This window comes from Pseudoalteromonas sp. HF66 (genome assembly GCF_011806445.1).
GTDB classification, from domain to species: domain Bacteria; phylum Pseudomonadota; class Gammaproteobacteria; order Enterobacterales; family Alteromonadaceae; genus Pseudoalteromonas; species Pseudoalteromonas apostichopi.
In genome coordinates, this window is sequence record NZ_JAATOU010000018.1 from 32,198 (window position 1) to 50,877 (window position 18,680).

The following is an 18,680-nucleotide window of genomic DNA, read 5'->3' on the forward strand; positions in this document are numbered from 1 at the left end:
GGAGTAAGTGTGAAACATTGGGACTCATATTGGCTATCGACTGAAACTTTAAGCAGTTTTGCCCAAAGTAATCACAAAGATGGTTATCAAGGAGATGTTTTAAATTTCTGGAATGCCATTTTTAGAGAATTTCAATCATCAGCCAAACTTTTAGATATTGGTTGCGGAAATGGTGCCTTGGCTGTTTTAGCTGAACAATATCCAAATGAATTTGAAATTACGGCAATTGATGCTGCGAATATAGATCCTACTAAGCATTTTAACGACAATGAAAAAGTTTCTCTTTCACTAAAAAACATCAATTTTTACAGTGAAATGTGTTGTGAAAAGTTAAACTTTAACGATTCATCTTTTGATTACCTCATTAGTCAATTTGGCATTGAATATTCAGATCTAAACTTTTCTTTTCTTGAAGCTAATCGAGTACTTAAAAGTGGTGGCGAACTGATTGCTTTAGTTCATCATAGAAATTCTTTCATTACCCAAGATTGCCAACAAGGAATTAAAGTACTTTCACAATTCGTAAATCAAGATGGGCTCGCATATAAAGTTAGAAACTTTGTTAATTTCTGTAGTAATTATCGTCTAATAGAAAAGCCAACGGCAAAAGAACAAAATGAATTCCTACAAAATAATGAGAAGCTGTTATTAGATTTTAAAAAGGTTCAAATTAATTTTAACTCTGAAATTGAACAAGATTGGTTTGGGCAGTTAGCAAAAAGTTTTATTCCGATGATAGTAAACTGGAGGGAAGTAGCTGTTCATCAAGTTGAGAGTTTGATTGAGGAACTTGCTAATTATAAATTACGGATAAATGAGCAAATCGAAGCCTCTTGGAGCGAAGATGATCAAAAGGCAATCATTTCTAATATGAGCTCAAGCTGGGAAACCTTTGATATTACGCCCAAAAAAATTGATGGAGAATTGTTCTGTTGGGTATTAAGAGCTAAAAAGTTACAGGAAAACACTGATATCTTTCGCTAAGCACATAATTGTGTAGAGTGTAAGCTTTAATAATACAGTGTATTGGTATTGTAAGAATTTGGCTAAATGAATTTCAACTTCAAGCTATAAACAATAATTGTGTATTCAAATTACACTGCTAGAATATATTTAGTTATTGCTTTTTTAAATGGTCAGGCTCTGATAAGACTACTTCTGTTTTACTTTTCTATTATTACGCTTTCATTTTCTGGTGATGTGTTTGCAACACAACTCAAAGCGGGTATCGTTAACTATAACTTTTTCCCTTACCATACTCGCGACGCTGATGGCCAGTTCTCAGGTGTAATTGTTGGTTACAGTAATGAAATCGCTCGTTTGGCCGAAGCTGATCTCGAATACCGCGTTTATGATAGCCTAGATGAGCTTTTAGATGCCCTTAAAGCTGGTGATGTTGACTTTGCCGTCGGCTTAAATAAAACCTCACAACGTAAAAAGCACTTTTTATTCTCAACGCCATTCATGGAAGCGCCAAGAGGTATTGTTGCGAATAAGTCCATCGCGAATGATGCATTAAAAAATTTGGCTAGCCTGCGATGGGTGTGTATTACGGGGAGTTCGCACTGTGAATATCTAGTAGAAAATGGTGCGCTATTTATCAACCGTTTTATAAAACCAGAGGACGCCTTTAAAAAAGTAGCTGATGGCTCATTTGATGCGTTTATGGGTGATTACTCGGTTTTATCTCACCAACTTAAAAACCTTTCCCAAGAAAACCTGAAAGTTGTAAGTCCAGTTTGGTTATCCAGTGAAACCCTGCATGTTATGTTTAATAAAAATAATACGGCATTACGTAATCAGGTTAATTCGGTATTAGCTGCTATTTCTCCTACAACTAAACAACTATGGGAAAGCTCTGCCAGTGAAGAGTATTTAGCAGCAAAAGCTTATAGCCAATTTAAGCGTGATTTCAATCAGATTGACAAAGTGGAAGATAATAATTACTTACTCACTTTTTCTTTTGTAGATGGCTTATTTCCAATTCACGCAACCAGTAATATAGGCGAAGCAAAAGGCTATTTAAACGACACTTTGGAACTATTAGCACAACGAAGTGATTTTCAATTTAAATATATACCAGCTGCCAACTCTCAAGAGCTAGAAAGGCTCTTTTTAGCTAATAAAATTGATTTAATTCCAACTATGAACCCCACAAAAATAGAAGAAGGTGTGTTAATTGCGTTACCTTCTCACTATAGTTTAGAGATGGTGTTAATCTCTAAACGAGCTAGTCAAACCAAGCGAATTGGCTACTTAGAGGTGTTCGCCGATCCTAAACAAAAGCTATTGACCAATGAATTAGTCGAAACAGTCTCATTTGATTCAATCAAAACGCTGTTTTATGCATTGAGAAATGACAACATAGATGCGGTGATACTACCGCAAAGTATTGCGGCGTATCAGCTAAACCAATTTTATATTGGTGAGTTTTATATCAATCCAAAATACCGTTATACCCAGCCTATTTATTTTTTAGTGAATAAACACTTCTCAGAATTTGCGACTCTGCTAGACAGCCTATTTAAAACATTGACCAGCAATGATTTTAACTATGTTGTTAGTCGTCACGGCATTTTTAGTATTGAACGTGGTTACGACCGTAAAACTGTTAATACCACAGCTATTCTCATTTTAATTTTGATTGCTGTGTCGGTAATTTATTTTATTAGCTGGCGATTAACCATTAATCGTGAAATTGCAAAGCGCAAAGATGCTGAAGAAGTGGCTTTAAGTAAGCTTAATTTTACCCAAAAACTGATAGATGACTTACCCACTATGGTGGTGATACAAGATCAGCACCAAAAGCGTATTATGTGGAACAGAGCTTATAAAGAAAATTTTGCTCACTTATGGGATGAAAAAAACCAATATTTGCGCGGAGATATTAAAGTCGTAAAAAAACTGATTTCGCAAAATGAGCAAAGTTTAAATTCAGGCAAGGTAATCAATCAGCATATAAATTACACGAATAAATCGGGTAAAGAGCTGGAGTTACTTTACACCAAAAAGCCATACTTGGGCTCAGGGGGTGAATTTGCAGGTATTATGACGGTGATCACTGATGTAACTGAACATCGTCACCTTCAGCGTGAGAATCAATCTGTACAGCAACTGTTACAAACCATTACGGACACAATACCTGGAGGTGTATTTCAGTATGAGTACTACGATGACGGTGAGGGTTGTTATACCTATATTAGTAAAGGTGCACAGAGTTTATTAGGGATTACTTCGCGAATGATTAACCAGCGCGGCATGACGGGATGTATTTCGCCGCTTATTGTTGATGAAGACCGAGTGCAAATTGCAAAGAGTTTTAAAGCAGCGAGTAAACTCAACAAAATGATTGATATTGAGTTTCGGATAAACAACCTAGGCCAGCAAATTTGGTGTCGTTTTATTGCCAATGCAGAAACTAATAAGCGCGAAAATAAGCAGGGTGTGCGTTGGAATGGTATTTTGCTTGATATCAGCATACTCAAACGTCAGCAGGAAGATTTGAATAAAGCAACGGAGCTTGCACATCAAGCTCAGTTGGCGAAAGGTCGTTTTATTGCCACTATGAGCCATGAACTAAGAACACCTATGTCTGGAGTAAATGGCTTTATAGAGCTTTTAAAATCATCATCACTTGATGAAGAGCAACACTATTTAATCGAGCACATAGAGAGCTCAGTAACAAAGCTTCGCACTTTAGTCGATGATATTTTATATTTCGCAAACAGTAGTACAGGTAATATCGAAGTCGACTTAAGAGAAACCGACCTTGAGGCGCATTTATGCCGTGTTATGCGTGCTCATGAGTACCTCGCTAAGCAAAAAGGGCTCGCTTTCAATGTACTATGGCGTAAAGCTACTTTTAATTTGGCTTTGGTCGATATAAGTCATTTGATGCAAGTGCTTTCTAATGTACTAAATAACGCCGTGAAATTTACAGAGCAAGGGACAATAAGCTGTGATGTTTTATTTGATAAGCAATCTTTAAAGATTGAAGTATCAGATACAGGTAAAGGTATGACAGCCGAGCAGTTGGCTAATATATTTATCCCTTTCGAGCAGGCAGATAACTCTATTCAACGTCGCTATGGTGGTACTGGGTTAGGCTTAAGCTTGGCAAAGCAACTTGTTGAAGCTATGCAGGGTGAAATCTCCCTATCAAGCACCTATGGTAAAGGCACTAATGTTTATATTTCAGTACCACTTAAAAACGCAAGTAAACAGAAGTTACGAGCTTTGTCAGTTAATTGGGCTGTTTGTACCCAGCACGATCAATTACTAAATAACCTAGCCAGTATGGGGGTGAAACACTATCAATTAAGTTGGCCAATCGATAAAGACGCATTTGAACAAGCTGATAATATTCTCATTGACGAGAGTTATGTTAATGCACTGTGGGGCGCTAATTGGCAGCAATCAATTAGTAATGCAAGTAATAATTATATTTTAGTAGCATGCGCTAACAAAGTGCATACACCAGCAAATTGTTGCTGCCATATTCTACCTATTGAACCATTGTATCCAGATACTTTGAGAGAGCTTATAAATAGTGCACACATTCGCTTGGATGATGAGATGCTAACGCAAAGCTATCCGTTACATGGGAAAATATTAATAGCTGAGGATAATAAAACAAATCAGTTATTGCTCGAAAAACAATGCCAAAAACTAGGAATTAAAGCGGTCATGGTTGACGATGGTATTGCTGCTCTAAGAGCACTTGAAACAGGGCATTTTGATTTATTATTAACAGACTGTCACATGCCTGATTTAGATGGATTTCAATTAACTGAGCAATTACGCAGTCAAGAGAAGTTTAAAAATTTGCCAATTATTGGCTTTACTGCGGATGATTCTAAAGAGTGTTTAAATAAAGCATTAAAATCAGGAATGAGCTGTGTGTTATTTAAGCCATATAAACTCAATGAATTATATAATCGACTAGCTGAGTTTATAGAGTTAAGTAGTGATGATTTGCCAATTACCGATGATAATCCCGATTTAAGCTTACAAGGTATAAAAGATAAACAGCATTGGTTAAATGTTTTCGGCAATGAGAATGATGCAAAAATGCTCGCAGAGGTATTTATTACTAGCTTGCAAGCAGACTTAAATTCCTTACAAGAGCAAATAAAAAATCAAAATTTAGAAAAGGTTTCTGGCGCAATACATAAACTTAAAGGCGCTATTGTAATGCTTCAATATCCTCCTTTATCTGAGCTTATCGTAACGACCGAGAGTCGTTTTAATCAACTGCAAGATACATTAATTGTCGAAAAGTTAATTGCAGAGCTAAGCGATGTAATAGATAAAATAAAGCTATGGCTATAATAAAAAGATAGGATAAAAAATAAACATGGAATAGATTATTTCATTAAATCCACATATACTAGCTACTGTTAAACTTTTAACTTAACTTTTAATACTTAAGAGAGCTCTCAATGAAAGAAATCCGATCTTTTGTGAAATCTGCGTCATTATCTGAATTAGAAAAAGCAAAACAGCTAATTGACACAGCAATCGAGAAATATACTCAACAGCAAGAAGCTAAAAAAGAAGTACTCGATCTACTAAAAGAAAAAGGACTTACATTAGAAGATCTACAGGATGTAGCAACAACTGATAAGCGTACTAAAGTAAAACCAAAATATCGCATCGAATTTAATGGTGAAATTGTTGAATGGACAGGCCGTGGTAAACGTCCTAAAGCTTTCCAAGGTGTAGATCTAACAAAACACCTCGCTTAATTTTTGCTTTAAAGAATAGGAAGGGAAGCGTATGCTTCCCTTTTTTTATGTCGATAATAGTCAGATAAAATGAAGTACGTACTCAGACCCTATCAACAAGAGGCCGTAGCACGCACAGTTGCTCACTTTCGACAAACTGATGATGCAGCACTTATTGTGTTACCAACAGGTGCAGGTAAGAGTCTTGTTATTGCTGAACTTGCGCGTATTGCCAAACAAAAAATTATGGTGCTTGCTCATGTTAAAGAGTTGGTAGAGCAAAACGCTGAGAAATACACCAGCTTTGGTTTTAAGGCCAGCATATTTTCAGCGGGTTTAAAGCAAAAGTCTTTAACTGAACAAGTCACCTTTGCAAGTGTGCAGTCACTGGCGCGAAATACAAAACAGCTAACCGACGCCTATTCATTATTGATCATTGATGAATGCCACCGTGTAAGCGGTGATGAAAAAAGCCAATACGGACGGGTGATAGCGAGTCTAAAAAAACAAAATCCTAGTCTTAAAGTACTTGGACTAACCGCGACTCCATTTCGAATGGGCATGGGGTGGGTTTATCATCATCACTATCATGGCTTTGTTAGAGGTGATAGCGATGCGCCATTTAAAAAGTGTATTTTTGAGTTACCACTGCGATATATGATCAAAAATGGCTATTTAACGCCGCCTCACGAGGTGGATGCTGCGATTAGTCATTATGACTTTTCATCACTGCCGAGTGATTCATTTGGTCGTTACAGTGTCGAGAATATGAATGCGTTATTGAAAGATAACACTCGCGCGACAAAAGCTATTATCAACCAAGTAATAGAATATAGTGAGCAGCGTCATGGTGTAATGATCTTTGCTGCAACTGTGATGCACGCCAAAGAAATAACAGGCTACTTACCTGAGCATAATACTGCACTGATTACTGGTGATACCGATAATCAAGAACGCGATAGGATTATTAATCAATTTAAAGCAAAAAAAATAAAGTATTTAGTCAATGTATCAGTACTTACGACAGGCTTTGATGCCCCTCATGTTGATTACATCGCAATTTTAAGGCCTACAGAATCGGTGAGTTTATACCAACAAATTGTAGGTAGGGGACTTCGTTTAAGCGAAGGTAAAGAAGATTGCTTAGTTATTGACTATGCTGGTAATGGCTTTGATTTGTTTTATCCTGAGGTAGGTAGTATCAAAGCACAAAGTGATAATGAGCCAGTACAAGTACTTTGCCCTGGTTGTGGGTTTGCGAATATTTTTTGGGGTAAAACTGATAGCGAAGGTAAAGTTGTTGAGCACTTTGGCAGGCGTTGCCAAGGGTTGCTGGAAAATGATGAAGTGCAAGTACAGTGCGATTATCGTTTTCGTTTTAAAGAATGTGAGCACTGTGGTGAACAAAATGACATAGCAGCAAGGCAGTGTCAGTCATGTGGTGCTATGATGGCAGATCCTGATGATAAACTAAGAGAAGCGCTTAATCTAAAAGATGCTTTGGTATTAAGGTGTAGTGGTTTGTCGGCACAGTTGCTTGCTAAAGGTTTACTTAAAATTAGTTACTTTGATGAAGACGGTGCAAGTTGTGATGAAGTATTTAATTTAACCAACGATACGGGGCGGTTTATCTTTAATAAGCAATTTGGCAAACGAGCGGCACCCGGTTACAGTCCCGTTGAATGGCAAAGCGCAGAACAAGTTGTTGAATTACAGAAGCAACTACTTGCACCAGACTTTGTGATTGCCCGTAAAAATAAAAAATACGGTTGGAAAGTGGCTGAAAAGCTATTTGATTATCAGGGGAGTTTCCGTAAAGCGAATCAATTGAGTTGATTCGCTTTACGAAATTGGGGCAGACCTATTTTTCTTCGGCCATTAAACCCCAGCCGTCACCATATCCATTGTGACCATTTGCGATGCTCTCTAAGTATTGCTCTGTTTGGCTAAGTAAAGTGTGATCTGGCACCATTTTCACACGAGTAATTACTTCCCACACCCCTGTATCAGGGCATTTGTTTAATTCCGTAGAAGGTGCAAGCTCATCACTTTCAATTACTTTTGAAAATTTTTCTGCTTCTGGTTTTTGTTCAAAAAGAATATAGAAATCGATGGTTTGCATACTGGTTAAGTCGACACCAGCTTCAGCAATTTCAGCTAATAATTGACCGTTTTCGTCATCAGGGAAGTGCATTTAGTCGCTCGTTCATTATAAATCTAGGTATTATCCGCTATTGTAGCGAAAATAAAAGTTTAACGCGTACTAATTTTAACATTTCAATTATGTCAGTGGCTATAACGCTGTGTTAATATCATTTTGTACTCATTTTAGATTATGACTCTTCCAAAAAAGTAAGGATAATTTTTGTATACTCGGCATCTCTATTTTGTCTTTTTGCTTTTCTGTTCTTCGTATAGCCAGTACTCAATTGGTACGGAAGGGATTATTAAAGATTATAAAATACAAGGGATTAGTGGCGAGCTTGAGGGGAACGTTGAGCTTTACATTAAACAACTTGTCGATGAAAAAAACTCTAAGGCTCTAAAGCGTCATGCTAAAAGCCAAGTTGAAATGAGTTTAAAAGCTCTTGGCTACTATAAACCGACCATTAAAATTAGCTTCGATAACGCAGAGCAGCTTTTGATAGTTAATGTTGAACGCGGCCCTGTTACACGAGTTGCAGATATCAAAGTGACTATCACTGGTTCAGGTAAAGATGACGCTGAATTCATGTCTGTAGTCAACAGCATCAAAATAAAACAGGGTGATTTTTTAAATCACGGTAAATATGAGGCCGCTAGAAAACGCATAGAAAGCCAACTATTAGAGTTAGGTTACTTTGATGCAAAATGGCATGAGCATAAATTAGCGGTGTCTTTGAAAAATAATAACGCGAGAGTCATTTTTAATGTTGATACTGGGCCTCGGTACCAGTTTGGTGATATCACAATCGGCAGTGAGACTCCCGCTGAAAAATATATTCGCTCACTAGCGGAGTTTAAACAAGGCCAGCCTTATAAAGCGACTGAGATTTCTGATTACAATTTAGCATTGTCGAGCACGCCTTATTTTGCGAGTGTGCGTGTTTATGCTGACATTGCTAAACGTAAAAATAATCAAGTGCCAATTAATGTTGATGTGTTACATAAACCTGCAAATAGCTTCGAAGTGGGTGGCGGTTATAGCACCGACCTTGGGCCAAAAGTTCGCTTTAAATGGACAAAACCCTGGATCACTGAAGATGGTCATTACTTAGAGAGCAATCTGAATGTATCAGAACGTCAGCAAGATATCTCTCTCGGCTATACGGTACCTGTAGATGACCCTAACGATGATTTATGGCGTTTTTCTTTGGGCTACAAACTAGAAGACGAATTAACCAATGATTTATATAGCCGCATATTTACAGGCCAATTACAGCGCCAATGGCTAACAGACGACGATTGGGTACGCACTGCATTTTTAAGGCGTGACTATGAAACTTACCGTATTGGTGATGAAGAGCAAAGTGCAAAAATGTTAATGCCTGGCATCAGTTATGCCAAGAAAGACACTGAAGGAGGCACAACGCCATATAAAGGCTATCAATGGATGATGTCAGCCGAATTTGGTTTAAAAGATATGATGTCTTCAACTAACATTTTGCGATTACAACTGCAAAATGCTTGGTTAACCACGTTTGCAGATCGCCATATGCTGTTTTTAAGAGCCAACCTAGGCGCAATGCTGGTCGATAATATCAATGAAGTTCCTCTATCTTTGCGCTTTTATGCGGGTGGTGACCAAAGTGTGCGTGGTTTTGCTTATGAATCTATTTCGCCTGAAGATGAAAAAGGACGTTTGATAGGTGGTAAATATTTAATGAGCGGAACCGTTGAATATAACTACCAATTTGCCGAGCATTGGCGAGCAGCCTTATTTGTTGATAGTGGTACCGCGACAAATGATTTTACTGATCGTGTAGAAGTTGGGGCTGGTTTTGGTTTTAGGTATTTAACACCGGTTGGTCCTGTGCGTATCGACCATGCTTGGGGTCTGACAAAAGAAAGTAAAAGCACTCGACTAAGTATTACCATAGGGCCTGAAATCTAATGAAGATGTTAAAAAAGATAACCAAGGTTCTATCAATTACATTGACAAGTTTGGCAGTCATTGTGTTTTGTTTGTTGTTCACAGCACCCGGTAATCACTTTATTGCATACTCTGCTAATAAGCTAGTTGATGGCTTAACAATTAAGTTGCCATCAGGGCGTTTTTTATATAACGATGCGTTTGATGTTTTCTTTGAAAACCAAGGTATCATGCTTGATGCAAAGCAACTAAAAGTTGATTTGTTCTGGTGGCGTTGTGATGGTATTTGTATTGAAAATTTAAGCGCCCAGTCGATTGATTTAAATATTAAAAAGCAAGCTTCATCAACTGAACCTCGTAATGAATCAGAGCAAGAAGTAGAACAAGCCACACAAATTAGCTTACCAATAAAAATCACTCTAAACCGAGTTGCAATTAATCGGTTTAGTTTAGTGCATGCCAGTGCCGACGTAACAGTAAATAAATTAAGCCTTGAGGGGCGTGCCGAAGCATCAGACGTCACAGTGAATTCATTGAATATTGCTGACATAGAGGTGTTATTGCATGAAACTAAAGAGCAGCCTAAGTCGACTCCACTAAAGGAGGTACCGGCACTACCAGAAATCGATACTACGCTCCCGGTTAACCTCCAAGTTAATCAATTTCGAATCAGCAAGGTTGCTATTACACCTTCTGGGGTAGAAGAGGCTCAGCTGGTTGAAAATATTGAATTGGTCGCTTCAGTTAATGGCAGTGATATTAACCTTGAAAAACTTGCTGCACGCTATCAGCAATGGCAATTACAAACCAAGCTAACGGCTGAACTCTCTGGTGATAATACTGTTAGTGGCTCGCTGTCGGTAGGTAACACTGAGCATCAAGCTAATTTAACTGTTTTAGGCCCACTTGCTAATTTAAAGTTAGATTTAGTAACTCAGGGGACATACCCAGCAAAGCTAAAAGGGACTGTGAATTTAAGAGAAACAAATTTTCCATTTGATTTAACAGGCCAGATAGAAAAGTGGCAAATTGAAACTAATACACAAAACCTGCAATTAACTGACTTTGATTTACAAGCCAAAGGCCACGCCGATGCTTATGAAGTCGATTTGAGCTTAGTCACACAGTTAGACGCGTTACCGGCAATGACTGTGAAATCGCAACTACAGGGTAGCTTAACAAGTGCAAAACTGAAGCAATTAAACCTTAATGCGAATGACAGTAACGCAGTAGTAACCGCTTCGGTTGATTGGTCAAATGGGGTAAAAAGTCAATTTAAAGGAACTTTGAGTCACTTAAAAGCACAATACTTAACGGATGCACTGAGCAGTGACTTATCCGGTGAGTTTAAGGGTTCATTCAATTTACAGGCAAGTGAATGGCAGCTTGCGTTAGATAACACGCAATTAAATGGTTCAATAAATGAAGTTCCTGTGACCTTACTTTCGGATTTTGAACTTGATAGCAGCTTACATGCGAGTTTTAAAAAGCTTGAAGTGAAAAGTGGTAAAAATGAAATTGCCTTATCAGGTCAGGTAGATGATGTATGGCGCGTCGAAGGTAAAATGCGTTTAGATGCAAGTGGTCAAGATATCTTGCCTATGCAAGGTAAGGGGTTTGCTGATTTGACTTTACGTGGAAAGCGACTCGCGCCAACGGTTGATTTAAATATGGTACTTCATACGTTGAGTTATCAAGATATCCAGGTCGATGGTTTAACATTAAAAGGGCAATTCGATTATGCCGCAGACTGGCAAACTGACCTGTCACTTATTCTTGATTCTGCAAGTGTAGGCGAACATAAAATTAATCAAATTGAGTTAGATGCCAGTGGAGATAAAACTGATCACCATTTAGCTTTTTTACTCGATGCAGATCAAGGGAAAGCATCATTTGATGTTGACGGTAAATTTAATAAAGAAATCTGGCAAGGTGCGTTAAGTCAAATTCTTGTAACCGATAATCAGGTGCGCTTTGGTACTAATAAGCCGGTTAATATTCAACTAAATACCAAAACCTTTGACTTTAATGTAGCCGCGCACTGCTGGCAAAGCGATAACTCAAAACTATGTTTTGAGACCTTGCAGCAAACTAAACAATTAGGTCAGTTGAATGCAAAGCTTGCTGCGTTATCTATTGCTGAATTTAAACACTTCTTACCAGATAATTTGAAAGTAATTGGCGATGCAAACGGGGAGTTTGTTGCTAATTGGAATAATGGCGCATTGAAAACGATTCGTGCCAATATCAAAACACAGCAGCTAGAAGCATCCTTAATTGATGGTGCAAATGTCTATAAATTACCGGTAGAGGTTTTAGATATCTCGGCAATGAGTGATGCGCAAGTTGGTAAACTTAATGCCACCCTTGATTCATCCGTATTAGGTAAAGTGACTTCACAGCTCAACATTGATGATATACAAAATAAACAGACCTTAGCGGGCGACTTGGTTATTGAGAAAATTGAGTTAACAAACTTAAGACCCTTTATTGCATCACTTGAACAATTAACAGGCGATATTAAAGGCCGTTTAGCAATCGCAGGCACCTTGAAAGAGCCATTACTCAATGGTGAATTTGATGTTGAAAAAATCAATCTAGAAGGGGCAACATTGCCCGTATCGCTGCAAAATTCATATGTAAACATTGCCTTTAATAACCAAAGTGCAAAGCTCACGGGTGAGCTGAAAGACACTGAAGGGGGCGCACTTAACTTATCTGGCGGTGTCGATTGGCAGCAAGATTTACCAGACGTTGACGTGAAATTGAACGGTAAAGAGTTTTTTGTGCGTGCTCAGCAAGATGTTACCTTTAAAGTATCACCAGATTTAACTATGTCATTGAAGAATAATGCGTTTAATCTCGATGGCCAAGTCGTGGTGCCATGGGGCCGAATTGCTATTGAAGAGCTACCAGAGGGCGCAGTACAAGTCAGCGATGATGAAGTGATTGTTGATATTGAGCAGCAACAATCTGAGAAAGTACCATTTGACTATGCGATAAATTTAAAAGTATTGGTTGAGAATGATGTACGAATAGATTCTTTTGGCCTTAAGTCAAAAGTTGAAGGTGATTTAAATATAAGTATGGACCAAGTCACTCCTATGATAGCAACGGGTGAATTGAACCTAGTAGACGGTACATACCGTGCATTTGGACAAGACTTGCAAATCCGTACTGGTCAGGTGGGGTTTAGTGGCTCAATTGATAAACCTTACTTAAATATCAAAGCGATTCGTAACCCTGATAACACCTCAAATGGTGTTGTGGCAGGGATCACCTTAACAGGTAATGTTGAACAGCCTTCGTTAAAAGTATTTTCAGAGCCAGCGATGGATCAGGGTCAAGCCCTGGCTTATTTGCTAAATGGACAACCTCTTGATGAAGGTGACAGCTCGACCGATGCCATGTTAACACAATTATTGCTTGCCCAAGGTGTAAACCGCAGTGAGGGGGTGGTGTCTAAGATAGGCGAAAGTTTTGGTTTGTCAGATGTAAGCTTAAGTTCGAGTGGTAGTGGTGACGATACAAAAGTAGAGATATCTGGCTATCTTACACCGGGCATTCAAGTGAAATACAGTGTTGGTATTTTTGATTCGTTAAGTGAAGTTGCTGTGCGCTATCAATTGTTGTCACAATTGTACATTGAGGTGACCAGTGGCCTTTATCAAAATGTTGATATTCTCTATAAATTTGATTGGGATTAATAATGAGCATTGCCTTAATAAGTCGCTTTTACTTGCTTATTGGGGCATAAATTAATAGGCTGAATTGTCAACTACTTAAAAGATAATAACAATGAAATTAAGACTATTAACCTTGTGTCTTGGTGCGGTATTAATTGCACCAACTCATGGAAAAGAAACCAGTCAAAAACGTTCTGCTGGCGAAATCATTAAAACTGCCAGCGATAGTGAATGGCGAACTGTTAGTGCCCAGAACATCATTAAACTAACCCTACCTACGGGTGCTGCTTATATTGAACTAAACGATAAATTGGCGCCTACGCACGCAAACAACATGCGACAGCTTGCCAAAGAAGGGTTTTATCAAGGCCTGAGTGTGTATCGCTTTGTTGAAGGATTTGTAGCACAAGGAGGCGATGTCAGCGAAAGCAAACCTGTTAAAAATGCTAAAAAAGCCTTACCCGCTGAGTTTTACTTACGTACCGAGACTCCTCTAAAGATTACAGAGCTCAAAGGACCTGATGGTTATGCAGCTAAAACGGGCTTTTTAAACGGCTTTGCTGTGGCACAAAACCAAAGCCAAACTGAAACATGGCAAGTACATTGCCCTGGTGTTTTTGCTATGGCTCGCGATAATGATATCAATTCAGGTGGGACCGAATTTTATGTGACCATAGGGAATAGCCAGCGCTATTTAGACCGTAACATCACTGTATTTGGTCGCGTTTTAGAAGGGATGGAACATTTTAATCTCTTACAGCGTAAAGCCACTGAAGGTCAGATATTTAACCCCATTACAGATATGCAACTATTAGCAGATATTAAAGACACAGACAACAGTAAATTTCGGGTCATGAAAACAGACTCAAATGCGTTTATAGCCCTCATTGAAGCGCGTAAAAATCGCCTTGAAGCGTGGTTTGTTGAAAGCCCTGATTACATCAACGTTTGTGCAATGCCAATCCCAACAGAGAGGGTGATGCCAACTCGCAATAATCCTTAATCATTTTGAGGGATTAAATCTGTCGCTAACTGCGTTAAATATTACTTATTTACGACTGCATGGATGCAGGAAGTAGAGCAATTGCCGAGAACAATTAAACAACGAAATTTTTGCCTTGTTATCAACGAGATTTTATTGCCTCAAAACGGTTCACTTAATTAAGCGAATTGGCATAAATAAAGCCATGACCACCTGATAGATTATTTGATACAATATCAATCTATTGGTTAAGAAATATAAGGGTATCGGGTGGTTAACCTAGGTCCGCTGTTCGGCGAATTAAAAACGTGTTTACGCAAAGATCAATTCATCTTCAAAAAACGCCTTCATGGCATCAAAAAAATCAACGATGAAACTAAGCAAGCAAACATAGCGCAAAAAATAGCAGAAGATATTAGCCGTTCTCAGCAATTGCGCGAGCAACGTTTGGCTGCCTTGCCAAAAGTGACTTACCCAGAGCAACTACCAGTTAGCCAAAAGAAAGATGACATTAAACAGGCCATCGCCAATAACCAAGTCGTGATCATTGCTGGTGAAACAGGCTCAGGTAAAACCACGCAGATCCCAAAAATGTGTTTAGAGCTTGGCCGAGGTGTTGATGGATACATTGGCCACACTCAGCCTCGTCGACTCGCTGCACGCAGTGTAGCGAATCGTATTGCAGAAGAAATGCAGTGCGAGCTAGGTCAACAAGTGGGTTTTAAAATTCGCTTTAGCGACCAAGTCTCTGACAATAGCTACATTAAATTGATGACAGACGGTATTTTGCTGGCTGAAATTCAACAAGACAGATACCTAAATCAGTACGATACTATTATCATCGATGAAGCCCACGAACGAAGTCTGAATATCGATTTCATCTTAGGCTATTTAAAAAATTTACTGCCAAAGCGACCAGACTTAAAAGTTATCATCACCTCAGCGACGATTGACCCTGAGCGTTTTTCTAAACATTTTGATAATGCGCCAATTATTGAAGTATCAGGCCGTACTTTCCCAGTAGACGTTCGCTATAGACCAACTACTGAAATCAACAAAGATGATATGGAAGCGGATGGTGACCAATTACAGGGGATTTTTGATGCTGTCGATGAGCTTTGCGATGAAGGCCCCGGCGATATTCTGATTTTCATGAATGGTGAACGAGAAATTCGCGATACTGCTGATGCGTTATCAAAGCGAAACCTCAAAGGCACGGATGTTTTACCGCTCTATTCGCGTTTATCAAACGCTGAACAAAACCGAATTTTTGCGCCGCACAGCCGCCGTCATATTATTTTAGCCACCAACGTTGCTGAAACGTCATTAACGGTGCCAGGTATTCGCTATGTTATCGATCCAGGCACTGCGCGCATTAGCCGTTATAGCTATCGTACTAAGGTACAACGGCTTCCGATCGAACCAATTTCGCAGGCAAGTGCCAATCAGCGAAAAGGCCGCTGTGGTCGTATTGAAGCGGGTATCTGTATTCGCTTATACAGTGAAGAAGACTTTAATTCGCGCCCAGAGTTTACTGATCCTGAAATTTTACGCACCAACTTAGCCTCTGTTATTTTGCAAATGCTCGGTTTGGGACTTGGCGACATGCAGCAGTTTCCGTTTGTGCAAGCGCCTGATAGTCGTAATATTAACGATGGTTTGACGTTGCTTGAAGAACTCGAAGCCATTAAGCCTGCAAAACGTCACAAGAAAACCGAACTGACTAAGTCAGGTAGGAGCTTAAGTCGATTACCGGTAGATCCACGTCTAGCGAAAATGGTGCTAACTGCTGATAGCTTAGGTGCACTGCGTGAAGTGATCATTATTGTTGCGGCATTGTCTATTCAAGATCCAAGAGAACGACCGCAAGAAAAACGTGGCGCAGCAGACGAAAAACATGGTCGTTTTGATGATCCAGATTCAGACTTTATCGCTTTTCTAAATCTGTGGAATTACCTTGAAGAGCAGCAATCAGAATTGAGCAATAGCCAATTTAGAAAGTTATGCCAAAAGGACTTCTTAGCCTATATGCGCATCCGTGAATGGCAAGATATAGTCTATCAGCTATCGACGGTTTGTAATGAAATGGGCATGAAGGCTACCACCAATGTTGCTGATAGTGACCGAATCCATCAATCTTTATTAAGCGGTATGTTAAGCCATATTGGTTTTAAAGATGAAAAACAAATTTATAAAGGCGCCCGCAACAGTCAATTCCATATTTTTCCAGGCTCAGGATTATTTAAAAAGAGCCCAAAATGGATTATGTCGGCAGAGCTTGTTGAGACCAGTAAGCTTTATGCGCGGATCAACGCGCGCATAGACTTAAAATGGGTTGAAGGCTTTGCTCAACATTTAGTAAAGCGCAGCTACAGCGAACCGCATTGGGAGAAAAAACCGGGTGCAGTTATCGCGTTTGAACAGCAAACCTTGTATGGGTTATTAATTGTTAATAAGCGCCGCTGTGTGTATAGCAATATTGATCCAAAAGTAAGTCGCGAGTTGTTTATTCGCACCGCTTTAGTAGAGCAAGAGCTGGGTCAAAATGAAGGGTTTTTACAGTATAACCAAGAGTTAATTGAAGATATTCAGGTACTCGAAAATAAATCTCGCCGCCGTGATATCTTGGTCGATGAACAAACCTTATTTGAATTCTACGACAAGAAAATTCCGCAAGATGTAAATAATCGTGCCGCGTTTAATAAGTGGTGGAAAGGGCAAAAGCAAAAAGATAAGCGCTTTTTGCACATGTCTCGAGAAGAGTTAATGCAGCATGGTGCCGATCATGTTACCGAGTTCGATTACCCAGATACATGGCAGCAAGAGAACTTGTTATTACCACTGGCTTATCATTTTGATCCAGGGCAAGCCGTTGATGGTGTTGCGGTACAAATTCCAGTAGCGCTGTTAAACCAAGTTCAAGAAACCGGTTTTGATTGGCACATTCCCGCATTTAGGCATGAGTTAATTTGTGCGCTTATTAAGTCGCTACCAAAAACGATTCGTCGCAACTTTGTGCCTGCGCCAAACTACGCCGATGCGGTACTCGCTGCAATTGAGCCGATGCAAGGTAACCTAATTGATGCAATTAGTACGCGTTTATTGCGTATGACAGGCGTGCGTGTTGAGCCTGATGCATGGGATTTATCTACCCTTGCTCCGCATTTACGCCTGCAGTTTGAAGTACGCGATGAAAACGATAAGTTACTCGCTCGTGGTTTAAATCTATCTAAGTTAAAAGCCCAGTTACAAGGCAAGGTAACGGATACCTTATCAAAAGTAGCCGACAAGGGCATAGAGAAAGCTGATTTAACCGAGTGGAGTTTTGGTGAATTACCAAGCTCTTACGTGAAAAAACAAGGTCAATACGAGATTAAGGCGTTTCCAGCGCTGGTGGATAAAAAAGACTCAGCCGCGGTTGAGCTATTTGATAATGAACACAAAGCACAGCAGGCGCACCAACAAGGTTTACGCCGTTTAGTATTACTAAACGTGCCATCACCGATTAAGTATTTACAGCAAAATTTACCGAACAAATCTAAACTAGGTTTGTACTTTAATCCGTTTGGTAAGGTCAATGACTTAATTGATGACTGTATTGCTGCAGCCGTCGATAGCTTATTAATTAAATATGGCAATATCCGCACTGCAGATGCATTTGAAAAAGCGAAAGAGCAAATTCGCGGTGAGCTTGGTGATACTGTTGTTGAGATTGCCACCCAAGTAGAGCAAGTGCTGAGTATAGCTCATGGCTTAAATAAACGTATGAAAGGTCGTGTTGATTTAACTATGATCACGGCGCACGGTGATATTAAATCACAGTTACAAAGCTTGGTGTTTAAAGGCTTTGTCAGCCAGCATGGTGCAGCAAAAATGACGGATTTAATACGTTACTTAAAAGCCATTGAACGACGCCTAGAAAAATTACCAGTCGACCCTAATCGTGACAGGCTGTGCGTGCTTGAACTTGAAAAAGTGGCTGAGCAATATCAAAAGTTAGCGAATAAAATTCCTAAGGGTATGCCTATTCCCGAAGAAATAAGCGCGATATTTTGGATGCAACAGGAGTTACGTGTTTCTTTATTTGCACAAACACTAGGGACGCCTTATCCTGTATCTGCTAAACGTGTTTTAAACGCAATCAAAGAATGTGAGTTATAATACTAAGGAATGAGCAGTGAGTTAAGCGCTTCCTTGCTTTAAGTTACAAACAC

Annotated in this window: 9 protein-coding genes; 8 read left to right on the forward strand and 1 reads right to left on the reverse strand. The window is 39.2% G+C overall.

Annotated features, from left to right (window positions below; genetic code table 11):
- Window positions 1–9: 9 nt before the first annotated feature.
- From HCZ11_RS15755 to HCZ11_RS15770, 4 genes are all read left to right on the forward strand, one after another.
- On the forward strand, window positions 10–984 hold the full coding sequence (locus tag HCZ11_RS15755) for a class I SAM-dependent methyltransferase (RefSeq protein ID WP_167658866.1): 975 nt from the start codon (window positions 10–12) through the stop codon (window positions 982–984).
- A gap of 216 nt (window positions 985–1,200) precedes the next feature.
- On the forward strand, window positions 1,201–5,331 hold the full coding sequence (locus HCZ11_RS15760; protein ID WP_167658867.1) for a transporter substrate-binding domain-containing protein: 4,131 nt from the start codon (window positions 1,201–1,203) through the stop codon (window positions 5,329–5,331).
- 110 nt (window positions 5,332–5,441) lie between these two features.
- A complete protein-coding gene (locus HCZ11_RS15765; protein WP_063707100.1) occupies window positions 5,442–5,747 on the forward strand; it encodes an H-NS family nucleoid-associated regulatory protein in 306 nt (101 codons plus the stop codon).
- Window positions 5,748–5,816: 69 nt separating this feature from the next.
- Window positions 5,817–7,562, forward strand: coding sequence for a DEAD/DEAH box helicase (locus HCZ11_RS15770; RefSeq protein WP_130051823.1), 1,746 nt, complete (start codon window positions 5,817–5,819; stop codon window positions 7,560–7,562).
- A 25-nt stretch (window positions 7,563–7,587) separates the two neighbouring features.
- On the opposite strand, the gene HCZ11_RS15775 is transcribed toward HCZ11_RS15770, so the two are convergent.
- Window positions 7,588–7,920 (reverse strand): ribonuclease E inhibitor RraB, encoded by a 333-nt coding sequence (locus HCZ11_RS15775; protein ID WP_130051822.1) that lies wholly within the window; start codon window positions 7,918–7,920, stop codon window positions 7,588–7,590.
- A 201-nt stretch (window positions 7,921–8,121) separates the two neighbouring features.
- Here HCZ11_RS15775 and HCZ11_RS15780 point away from each other — a divergent pair, with 201 nt between their 5' ends.
- The 4 genes from HCZ11_RS15780 (at window position 8,122) to hrpA (ending at window position 18,627) form a co-directional block, all read left to right on the forward strand.
- Complete coding sequence (locus tag HCZ11_RS15780; RefSeq protein ID WP_233786803.1) at window positions 8,122–9,819, forward strand: autotransporter assembly complex family protein; 1,698 nt, start codon at window positions 8,122–8,124, stop codon at window positions 9,817–9,819.
- The gene (locus HCZ11_RS15785) at window positions 9,819–13,505 is read left to right on the forward strand and encodes a translocation/assembly module TamB domain-containing protein (protein WP_167658868.1); all 3,687 of its coding nucleotides are present in this window, start codon (window positions 9,819–9,821) and stop codon (window positions 13,503–13,505) included. The genes HCZ11_RS15780 and HCZ11_RS15785 overlap by 1 nt, the downstream gene beginning before the upstream one ends.
- Before the next feature lie 91 nt (window positions 13,506–13,596).
- Entirely contained in the window at window positions 13,597–14,487 is an 891-nt protein-coding gene (locus HCZ11_RS15790; RefSeq protein ID WP_167658869.1) for a peptidylprolyl isomerase, read from the forward strand.
- Window positions 14,488–14,736: 249 nt separating this feature from the next.
- Entirely contained in the window at window positions 14,737–18,627 is a 3,891-nt protein-coding gene (hrpA, locus tag HCZ11_RS15795; protein WP_167658870.1) for an ATP-dependent RNA helicase HrpA, read from the forward strand.
- The last annotated feature ends 53 nt before the right edge of the window (window positions 18,628–18,680 follow it).

Coding starts and splice junctions, on each gene's coding strand:
- HCZ11_RS15765 (WP_063707100.1), top strand. CDS start 5,442: ATGAAAGAAATCCGATCTTTTGTGAAATCTGCGTCATTATCTGAATTA.
- HCZ11_RS15770 (WP_130051823.1), top strand. CDS start 5,817: ATGAAGTACGTACTCAGACCCTATCAACAAGAGGCCGTAGCACGCACA.
- HCZ11_RS15775 (WP_130051822.1), bottom strand. CDS start 7,920: ATGCACTTCCCTGATGACGAAAACGGTCAATTATTAGCTGAAATTGCT.
- HCZ11_RS15785 (WP_167658868.1), top strand. CDS start 9,819: ATGAAGATGTTAAAAAAGATAACCAAGGTTCTATCAATTACATTGACA.
- HCZ11_RS15790 (WP_167658869.1), top strand. CDS start 13,597: ATGAAATTAAGACTATTAACCTTGTGTCTTGGTGCGGTATTAATTGCA.